This window comes from Phytoactinopolyspora halotolerans, from assembly GCF_010550675.1.
GTDB classification, from domain to species: Bacteria; Actinomycetota; Actinomycetes; order Jiangellales; family Jiangellaceae; genus Phytoactinopolyspora; species Phytoactinopolyspora halotolerans.
Genome location: NZ_JAAGOA010000017.1, coordinates 102,812 through 111,962, shown reverse-complemented (window position 1 = coordinate 111,962; position 9,151 = coordinate 102,812). Strand labels below are relative to the sequence as shown.

At 69.8% G+C, this 9,151-nt stretch carries 9 protein-coding genes; 7 read left to right on the top strand and 2 right to left on the bottom strand.

The features are described 5' to 3' along the window. Window positions 1-367 precede the first annotated feature (367 nt). Window positions 368-1,312: an RNA polymerase sigma factor SigJ gene (sigJ, locus tag G1H10_RS21965; RefSeq protein ID WP_163741867.1), complete on the top strand. Its 945-nt coding sequence runs from the start codon at window positions 368-370 to the stop codon at window positions 1,310-1,312. Between the two features lie 38 nt (window positions 1,313-1,350). Here the strand turns inward: sigJ and G1H10_RS21960 are convergent, their stop codons facing one another. After that, the gene (locus tag G1H10_RS21960; protein ID WP_163741773.1) at window positions 1,351-1,986 is read right to left on the bottom strand and encodes a TetR/AcrR family transcriptional regulator; all 636 of its coding nucleotides are present in this window, start codon (window positions 1,984-1,986) and stop codon (window positions 1,351-1,353) included. A gap of 146 nt (window positions 1,987-2,132) precedes the next feature. Between G1H10_RS21960 and G1H10_RS21955 the strand changes: the two genes are divergently transcribed. The 3 genes from G1H10_RS21955 to G1H10_RS21945 all read left to right on the top strand — a co-directional run bounded on the left by G1H10_RS21955 (window position 2,133) and on the right by G1H10_RS21945 (window position 4,890). Further along, window positions 2,133-3,200, top strand: a complete 1,068-nt coding sequence (locus G1H10_RS21955; RefSeq protein WP_163741771.1) for an SDR family oxidoreductase — start codon at window positions 2,133-2,135, stop codon at window positions 3,198-3,200. 64 nt (window positions 3,201-3,264) lie between these two features. Further along, the gene (locus G1H10_RS21950; RefSeq protein ID WP_163741769.1) at window positions 3,265-3,873 is read left to right on the top strand and encodes a TetR/AcrR family transcriptional regulator; all 609 of its coding nucleotides are present in this window, start codon (window positions 3,265-3,267) and stop codon (window positions 3,871-3,873) included. 84 nt (window positions 3,874-3,957) lie between these two features. Next, a complete protein-coding gene (locus tag G1H10_RS21945) occupies window positions 3,958-4,890 on the top strand; it encodes an alpha/beta fold hydrolase (RefSeq protein ID WP_163741767.1) in 933 nt (310 codons plus the stop codon). A gap of 82 nt (window positions 4,891-4,972) precedes the next feature. Here G1H10_RS21945 and G1H10_RS21940 read toward each other — a convergent pair whose 3' ends face one another. Then, entirely contained in the window at window positions 4,973-5,851 is an 879-nt protein-coding gene (locus G1H10_RS21940; RefSeq protein WP_163741765.1) for a LysR family transcriptional regulator, read from the bottom strand. Between the two features lie 159 nt (window positions 5,852-6,010). Between G1H10_RS21940 and G1H10_RS21935 the strand changes: the two genes are divergently transcribed. From G1H10_RS21935 to G1H10_RS21925, 3 genes are read left to right on the top strand one after another with little or no spacing between them, the layout of a single operon-like run. Continuing rightward, the gene (locus tag G1H10_RS21935) at window positions 6,011-6,823 is read left to right on the top strand and encodes an MBL fold metallo-hydrolase (protein WP_163741763.1); all 813 of its coding nucleotides are present in this window, start codon (window positions 6,011-6,013) and stop codon (window positions 6,821-6,823) included. Window positions 6,824-6,837: 14 nt separating this feature from the next. Further along, window positions 6,838-8,190, top strand: coding sequence for an ABC transporter substrate-binding protein (locus tag G1H10_RS21930; protein ID WP_163741761.1), 1,353 nt, complete (start codon window positions 6,838-6,840; stop codon window positions 8,188-8,190). Beyond that, window positions 8,187-9,146 (top strand): carbohydrate ABC transporter permease, encoded by a 960-nt coding sequence (locus tag G1H10_RS21925; protein ID WP_163741759.1) that lies wholly within the window; start codon window positions 8,187-8,189, stop codon window positions 9,144-9,146. The genes G1H10_RS21930 and G1H10_RS21925 overlap by 4 nt, the downstream gene beginning before the upstream one ends. Window positions 9,147-9,151 lie beyond the last annotated feature (5 nt).

The following is a 9,151-nucleotide window of genomic DNA, read 5'->3' as shown; positions in this document are numbered from 1 at the left end:
CTTATCGTCCCGCGGCGCCGCCACCGAGCAGGCGACGCCCGCCGCCCGCCCGCCCACCCACAGTGCGGCGTTGATCACGGCCGCGGCCGCCGCCCCGGCAGCGGCGACGGCGACGAACGAGCCGCCCTTGCGTGCGCTGCCGGTCGCATCCGGCCCAGCCGTCGATGTGGTGCTCATGAAGTCCTCCCAAAGTTCGGTCATGATGTCGCCGAGCACCCCCGCCACCGTGGTGGATCGTGGAGCCTGGTCAATAAGCTCGACGAGGCAACGGTGACGAATGTCAGGCGACGTGCCGGCCTCACACCTGCGGGTGCTGTCTCGTCGGATGGATGACGAGGCAGCCGCGACCAAGGGAGCCGTCGAGACCATGAGCACCCGATTCGAGCCGGCATCCGGCCGGCCCGATCCGACCCTGGGCGCGATCATGAGCGAACGACGTCAGCTGATCAATCTGGCGTACCGTCTGCTCGGTTCCCTGGCCGATGCCGAGGACGTGGTGCAGGAGACGTACGCCCGCTGGTACACGATGTCTCGGCAGCAGCAGGACGACGTCGAATCCCCCGGTGCCTGGCTGACGACGGTGGCCAGTCGCATCTGCCTGGACCTGCTCCGATCGGCTCGGGCCAGGCGGGAGAGCTACGTGGGCGAGTGGATCCCGGAGCCGCTGCCCGACCGCACGGAATGGATCAATGGGCGATCCGGCGGCACCGTGGCCGACCCTGCCGATCGCGTCACTCTCGACGAGTCGGTCAACATGGCCTTCCTCGTCGTGCTGGAGACGATGACCCCGGCCGAGCGGGTCGCGTTCATCCTGCACGACGTCTTCCGCTACTCCTTCGCCGACGTGGCCGCGATGGTCGGCCGGACGCCGGCGGCATGTCGCCAGCTGGCGTCGTCGGCCCGTCGGCGCATCCGCGCGGCGGAGGCTCCACCGGCCACCACAGCGCAGCGAGCCGACATCGTCCGAGACTTCAAACGGGCGTGGCAAGCCCACGACATCGACGCGCTGATCGGCCTCCTCGATCCTGACGCAACCGCCGTCGCCGACGGCGGCGGCCGGGCCAGCGCCGCCCTACGTCCGGTCGAGGGCAGCGAGCAGATCGCCCGCGCCGTCGTCGACGTCGTTCAGCAGACACCCGGCTTGGCGATCCTGGAGCGTACGGTCAACGGTCAGCCTGGCCTGGTGGTTCGGCACGACGGCGTCACCGTGACCGTGCTGGCGTTCGACGTCGCAGGCGACCGCATCAGGCATATCTGGGTCGTACGGAACCCGGACAAGCTCCGCCCGTGGACGGCCGACGACATGCCGTGATCAGCAGAGATCCGGGTGCATGAACACGCGGTGACGTGTCATGAGCTCGCCGGCGGTGCCGCGCGGCCGAGCGCGGTCTCCACCAGCCCGGCGATCCGCGCCATCGCCGCCTCGGGCGATTCGCTCAGCTTATGCTCGCCCTCGTCGAGGTGACCGTCCACCCACAACGACGCGAGGCCGTGCCCGAGCCCCCAGACGGCCAGCGCCACCGCGCTCGCATCGCGCTGCGCGATCGTCCCAGCGAGCACACAGTCCCCGACCGCGTCCGCAAGCACGTTGAAGGCGACGTAGCCCGCCTGATGCACGTCGGGGCTCTTCGTCGACGTGGACAACTCCGGACGGAACATCAGATGGAAGTAGCCCGGCTCGCTCCGCGCGAACTCGACGTATGCCTGGACCAGCGCGGCCAGCGCCGGCGCCGGCTCACCTGCCCGGTTCCGGGCGGCGGCGAGCCGCTCGGCGAGCTGCTTGTAACCCTGCGTGGACAACTCGGCCAGCAGCGTCGCCCGGTCGGCGAAGTGGTGGTACGGCGCGCCCGGGCTGACCCCCGCCTCCCGCGCCACGCGCCGCAGGCTCACCGCGCCGATGCCCTCGGTCTCGATCAGCCGAAGGCAGGCTCGCAGGAGTTCGTCGCGGAGCGCGCCGTGATGATAGGTGGTCCGTCCCTGGTGCACGATCCGAGCGTATGCGCTGCGCCGTTTGACAGTCGATGCGCGAGTATCTATACAGTATTCAGATACTAAGCATCGATTAGATTCACGCGGGACGCATCCGAGCGGAACGGCCCCGCGTCATCGTTTCCCGAGAGGACCGACTCGACATGACCGAACGCGTGCTCGTCACCGGAGCATCCGGGTTCATTGCCGGCCATTGCATCCGCGACCTGCTCGATCAGGGTTACGCCGTTCGCGGCACGGTGCGCGACCTGACCTCCGCCGACAAGATCGCCCATCTGTACGGCCTGGCCGACGGCGCAGCCGGGGAGCTCGAACTGGTCGAAGCCGACCTCAGCTCCGACGACGGCTGGCCGGAGGCCGTCGCCGGCTGCGACTACGTCCTGCACGTGGCCTCACCGTTCCCCAGCGGAGTACCCGACGACGAGGACGAGCTGATCCGGCCCGCCGTCGACGGCACACTACGGGTCCTGCGAGCCTGCGCCGCGAGTGGCACTGTGCGCCGTGTCGTGCTCACGTCGTCTGTCGCCGCGATCTCATCCGGACACAGCCGCCGCGATCCGGCCCCCTACACAGAACACGACTGGTCCGTGGTCGAGCACAGCACGGCGTACCAGAAGAGCAAGACACTGGCCGAGCGAGCAGCCTGGGACTATGTGGCCGAGCTCGCCGAGGCGCAGCGCTTCGAGCTGGCCGTGATCAACCCGGGCCTGGTGCTCGGCCCGGTCCAGACAGCGGCGGCCCGCACGTCGGTCAACGTGGTGCGCACGCTGCTCGCCCGGGCCCAGCCGGGGTCACCCGCCATCGGGTTCGCGGTGGTAGACGTCCGTGACCTGGCGGTGGCACACCGACACGCCATGACGCTCCCCCATGCAGCCGGCCACCGCTACATCTGCGCAGGCGACAACATATGGATGCGCGACATCGCGAAGACACTCGCCGCGGAGTTCAATCCACGCGGTTTCCGGGTGCCCACCGGCAGCGTGCCGCGCTGGCTGGTATGGATCGCCGCCCGCTTCGACCCCACCATGCGCCTCGCGCTCGAACTCATCGGCCGCCCGGAACGGGTCGACTCGACCAAAGCACGACGGGAACTGAACTGGCAGATGCGCCCCACCGAACGCACCATCATCGACACGGCGGAGAGCCTCATCGAGCATGGCGTGGTCACACCCGCACGCCGCCGCCTCGCCCGGCAGGCGGCCACCGCCTGAAACGCTCATCAGCTGCCCGCACCCCAAGCTCGACCTGACAGCACGACCGTGCTATTTTGACGACATGAGTAAAGGCGCCGACACCCGCCGGGAGATCGTCCGGCACGGCGTCGCCACGGCCTACCAGGTCGGTCTGCGCGGGCTGACCATCGGCAAGCTGGCACTGGCCAGCGACATGTCGAAGAGCGGCCTATTCGCCCATTTCCAGTCCAAGGAGACGCTACAGCTCGCCGTCCTCGCCGAGGCGCGGACGGAGTTCGTCGATACGGTCGTCCGGCCGGCCCTGTCCACGGCCCGCGGCGAGCCGCGGGTCCGCGAACTGTTCGGGCGCTGGCTCGAGTGCGGCCTGAACCGCATGCCCGGTGGCTGCCTGTTCGTCAAGGCCGCCACCGAGCTCGACGAGGAGGAAGGGCCGGTCCGCGACCAGCTCGTCCAAGACCACAGGGACCTGCTGGACACCCTCGCGCAGGTGTTCCGCAGCGGGATCGCCGAGGGTCATTTCCGCGGCGATGCAGACCCGGACCAATTCGCCACCGAACTCGACGGCATCATGCTCGCCTTCTACCACGCCCATCGCCTACTCCGGGACGGGATGGCCGAGGAACGGGCCCGACGCGCATTCGAGCGCCTGCTCGACGATGCCCGACCGGACCGCGACCCGACCACCGCCTGATCACCAGCCCTCAGCTCGACCGCGACCAACACATAGGCAACCCGCCACCAGCCCCCTTCCGGCCCACGAACGCGAGGTCTCACCATGCCGATCGCCGTACCGACCGAAAAAAGCACGACCGTTCGTCCCAAAGACTGGCGGCTCGGCAGTTTACGTGTCGCCTTCGCCGCCCTCGAACACATCGCGCCCTCGTTGGCCGGCCGCTGGGCGTTGCGTATCTGGTGCACGCTGCCCGGCGGCGCCTTACGGCGGCACGACAACCGTCCACACGAGGGCATACGATCCGACACCACGCTCGCGGACGGTCGCAGAATCGCGGTCGAGATCTGGGAGCCATCCAGCGACGACGGGCCGCGCACGCGCCCGGTGGCGGAACCCGCCGTCCGCACGGTGCTGTTGGTGCACGGCTGGGGTGGCTGGCGCGGCCAGCTGGGAGCGTTCGTCGATCCGTTGCTGGATGCGGGCTGGCGCGTCGTCGCCTTCGACGTGGCCGGACACGGCGACTCCGACCCCAGCCTCATCGGACGTGGGCGCGCCACCGCCGTCGACTTCATCGAAGCACTTACGGCCGTCGTCGCCCGCCATGGCGAACCCGACAGCATCGTGGCGCACTCGCTGGGCTCCGCCACCACGGCGCTCGCCGTCCGGGACGGCGTCCGCGCCCGGCGGCTGACGTTCATCGCGCCGAGCCCGGACCCGGTGGCGACGACCGACCGCCTGGAGAAGCTGCTCGGCTACGGTCCTCGCACCCGTCGGCGACTACTCACACACCTGTCGAGACTCGCCGCCCGCCCACTCGACGACTTCAACGCCCTACGCGTGTCGTCGCAGGAAGACGTCCCTCCGGCGCTCGTCGTCCATGATCGGCAGGACACCCGGAACCCCTACGACGACGGCGTCCAGCTTGCCGAAGCGTGGCCGGAGGCGGAGTTGGTCAGCACCGACGGGTTGGGCCACCACCGCATCCTGCTGGACAGAGGCGTGCTCAAGCTCGTCGTCGACTACGTGACCACATAGCGTCCGGCAAGCGACTCACCTATGAGTGACCGCACTGGACAGCCGCTCACCCCTCACCAGGAGCCAGCGCCACCCCGGTCTCCTACTCGGCGGTACGCAACAGCTCGATGAAGCGGAGCAGGACTCGGTCCGGGGCGGGCCGAGTCATGGCCACCAGGCTGACGTGCAGGTCGTGCATGCGGACATAGCGGACGCCGAACCCGTCGTCCTCCCGCGCCGCCGCCGGCGCAAAACACACGCCTCGCCCCATGGCCACCAGGCTGAGCTGTGCCTTGTACCCGGTCGCCTCGCTGCGTATCCGGGGCAGGAACCCGGACCGCTGGCACGCCGCGACGAACCCCTGGCGCAGCGCCAGGTCCGACGAGCCGACAGCCATCAGCCAGTCCTCACCAGCCAGATCGACCAGCCGCAGTTCGGTGCTCGACCCGTACGGATGGTCCGGAGGCAGCGCTGCCACCAGCGGTTCGTCGCGGATCGGCGTCATCTCCAGGCCAGCCGGCACCGGGGCGCCGGGAAGCGTCCACTGCACGCCGATGTCGACTCGCCCGTCGAGTAGCCCGGCGCGCTGTTCGCTCGAGCTGGCGGGCTGCAGGCTCAGCTCGGAGCCGAGCGGATCGTCGGCGAACCGTGCGGCGGCCTGCGGGATCATCCGCTCGCCCGGAGCACTCACGTAGGCAACCCTGACGATCCGTCCGTCGACGTCACACCCGCTGCGCTTCAGGGCGGCCTCGACCGTCGCCACCGGCACGGCGATCTCCCCGTACAACCGGCGCCCTTCCGACGTCAGCAGCACGCTGCGGCTGGTCCGATCGAACAGGGTGACCCGTACAGAGTCCTCGAGGAGTCGGATCTGTCGGCTCACCGTCGACGTGCTCAGGTGCAAGCGTTCCGCCGCCCGGCCGAAATGCAACTCCTCGGCAACGGCGACGAACGACACCAACCAGCTCAGCCTGGGGTCCATCTGGTTCGCTCCTCGCGACGGGCGCCTGGCGACCGCAGGCCCGCCGACACCCACTGTGCCGCGGCACGGGATGATCTGTCCCATATCAGGCACGATCGTTCGCCAGACCGTCGCCGTCGCGACAGATCTACCACACCCCCGGTTTCTAGCGTCGGCGCCGTGACAATCGCTTCGCACGTCCCCCGGCTCACCGTGTACGGCTGCCGCGCGGGTATGCCGGAACCGGGCTGGCCGAGCTCCGGCTACCTGGTCCACCTGCGCGGCGGCGCCGTCCTGCTGGACTGCGGCCCCGGCGTCGCCGCCAAGGCCGCCACCGCCGCCGAGCTGTCCGCCGTCTTCGTCAGCCACATGCACGTCGACCACTGCCTGGATCTGCTCACCCTCGGCAAGGCCCTGGCCTACCAGGCGAGGGATCGGCGCAGGGTCACCGCGTACGTCCCGCCCGGTGCCGCAGCCACCCTGCGCCAATTGAACGAACTGTTCCCACTCAGCCCGCACGGTCCTGGACCGCACCGGACGGACCGGGTCTTCTCCGACGTCTTCGACACGGTCGAGTACGCACCCGGAGAGCCGATCGAGGTCGCGGGCGCGACGGTACAGCCGGTCCTCATGCGGCACCGGCTGCCGTGCTGCGGCTTCCGCGTCTCGTCGAACGGTCAGACACTCGCCTACAGCGCCGACACCGCGATGACACCGTCGTTCGAGCACCTCGCCGGCGACGCCGACCTACTGCTCGCCGAAGCGACGCTGACCGAGCCGGACAGCACCGAGCACGGGCATCTCAGCGCATCCGAGGCCGGCCAGATCGCCGCTCGTTACGGCGTGCGCGGGCTTGTCCTCACCCACTGGGCCCACACCGACCATGCCTGGCTCGCCGCGCAGGGCGAGCGGGCCGCGCAGGGCGAGCGGGCCGCGCAGCACTTCAGCGGGCGGATCGACCTCGCCGTCCCCGACCACACCTTCCACCTCTAGCGAGGAGCGCCACCATGCGTCACCGCCACACCGCTTCTTTCCGCGCCGGCGTCGCCGCCGTGCTCGCCACCGCGCTCGCCGCCGTCGCCGCCTGCGGGGACACCGGAACCGCCGGCTCGCAGGCCGCCGACGAGCCCGCCGACGAGGACACCGGCGACGACGTCGTCACCATCACCTTCGAGTCGTACAACTACGGAACCGACGGTGTCGGCGGCGAGGGCACCCAGCGGCTGATCGACGAGTTCGAGGCCGCCCACCCGAACATCCGCATCGAGCCGACGGGAACCCCGGCCGGGGAGATCCACACCAGCGTGCACGCTCAGGCCGCCGCCGGGAACCCGCCGGACGTCGCCCAGATCGGCTGGAGCAAGTTCGGGTTCGTCCTGGAGAACCTGCCTTACGTGCCGCTGGGCGAGGTGGCGCCCGTGGACGAGCTCCAGGCGCACCTGGACGGCATGTATCCGGCCGCGGTCGAGCTCGGGATGCATGAGGACGCCCTGGCGGGCCTCGCATACTCGGTGTCGACCCCCACCATGTTCATCAACGCCGATCTCTTCGCCGAGGCGGGCCTGGACCCACAAGACCCGCCGTCGACTTGGGCGGAGGCGGAGGACGCCGCGCTCGCCATCGCCGATGAGACCGGCGCTCAGGGAATCTACGTCGACGCGGCCGGTGAGGCCAAGTCCGATTTCCTCACCCAGAGCCTGATCAACTCCAACGGCGGACGGCTGGTCGGCGACGACGGGTCACTCCACCTCGACGATCCGGCCGCCGTCGAGGCGCTGTCCATGCTCGGAGACCTGACCGGCAGCGGGGCGCAGCCGGCCGTCGGCGAGGCGGAGGCGATCGCCATATTCGAGTCCGGCCAGCTCGGCATGCTGGTCTCCAGCACCGCGCTGCTCGGCGGCTTCGCCTCCTCCACCGAGGGTGTGTTCGAGCTGGAGACGGCCGGACTCCCCGCGTTCGACGGGCACGACGTCGCACCGACCGTCTCCGGTGCCGGGTTGTTCGTCTTCGCCGACGACCCCGACAAGCAGGCGGCGGCCTGGGACTTCGTCCGGTTCCTCACCGGTGATGACGGGTTCACCATCCTGGCGTCGGTGATCGGCTACCTGCCGCTGCGCCCATCGCTGATCGACGATCCGGCCTACCTGGGTGACTTCTTCGCCGAGGACGACCGGCTGCTGCCGACCATCGAACAACTCGACTCGCTGGTCCCCTACCAGGTGCTTCCCGGCGAGAACAGCCAACAGGCCGTCGAGTTCATCCAGGACAACGCGGTCGCGCCGATCATGATCTCCGGTGCCGACGCGGAATCGACCCTGGCCGACGTGGCGCAGCGCGCCCGAGAACTGCTCGGCCAATGACGCACACCAGGACCTCCCCGGCGACATCCGCGCCGACGCCGACAACTCCGCCAGCGGCGCCGACGCCGGCCGCTTCGTCGGTGCCGGCCCGCGCCGTCCGCGGGCCGGCACCGTACCTCGTCCCGGCGTTGCTCGCCGTGGGGCTGACGATGTACGGGCCGCTGCTCGCCGTGACAGCGCTGAGTCTGTTCGATTTCAACCTCACGACACAGACGCCGCGCTGGGTCGGGGCGGACAACTATCGGGAGGTCTTCGCCAGCCCGGAGACGGGCACCGCGCTGCGGAACACCGTCGCGTACATGGCGACCATCCTCCCGTTGAGCGTCCTCGCACCCGGACTCGCGGCGATCGCGGTGTGGCGGTTCGGCGGACGGCTCACCGGTTTCTACCGGACGGTGTTCTTCCTGCCGGTACTGATCCCGCCCGCGGTGGGGGCGGTGATGTGGCAGTGGATCTTCAACCCGGTACTCGGCATCGCCGACGCGCCCCTGGAGCTGTTGGGCCTCGGCCCGGTGAGCTGGCTGACGCAGCCGGTGAGCGCGTTCGTCGCCGTGACGATCGTGGCCGGGTGGAAGGTGTTCGGGCTGAGCTTCATCCTGTTCACGGCCGGGCTGACGGCGATCGACGCGAACGTGATGGCCGCCGCCCGGCTGGACCGGGCCGGCGAGTGGCAGTTGTTGCGCCACATCGTGGTGCCGCTGTTGCGCCCGGTCACCACCGTGGTCGTGTTCGCAACGGTCGTCTTCGTCGGCCCGTGGACGTTCGGTGTCATCGACGTGCTCACCCAGGGCGGCCCGGCCGGCGCCACGTCGAACGTGTATTACCTGCTGTATCAGCTCGGCTTCGGCTACGTCGACGGCGGCCCCGCGTCAGCGCTCTCGGTCCTGATCACCGTCGGGTTCGGCGCCGTCGTCGCTGCGCAGATGCGGCTGTCCGGGCGGAGGGCGGGACGGTGAGGCGG

Coding starts and splice junctions, on each gene's coding strand:
- sigJ (WP_163741867.1), top strand. CDS start 368: ATGAGCACCCGATTCGAGCCGGCATCCGGCCGGCCCGATCCGACCCTG.
- G1H10_RS21955 (WP_163741771.1), top strand. CDS start 2,133: ATGACCGAACGCGTGCTCGTCACCGGAGCATCCGGGTTCATTGCCGGC.
- G1H10_RS21950 (WP_163741769.1), top strand. CDS start 3,265: ATGAGTAAAGGCGCCGACACCCGCCGGGAGATCGTCCGGCACGGCGTC.
- G1H10_RS21945 (WP_163741767.1), top strand. CDS start 3,958: ATGCCGATCGCCGTACCGACCGAAAAAAGCACGACCGTTCGTCCCAAA.
- G1H10_RS21940 (WP_163741765.1), bottom strand. CDS start 5,851: ATGGACCCCAGGCTGAGCTGGTTGGTGTCGTTCGTCGCCGTTGCCGAG.
- G1H10_RS21930 (WP_163741761.1), top strand. CDS start 6,838: ATGCGTCACCGCCACACCGCTTCTTTCCGCGCCGGCGTCGCCGCCGTG.
- G1H10_RS21925 (WP_163741759.1), top strand. CDS start 8,187: ATGACGCACACCAGGACCTCCCCGGCGACATCCGCGCCGACGCCGACA.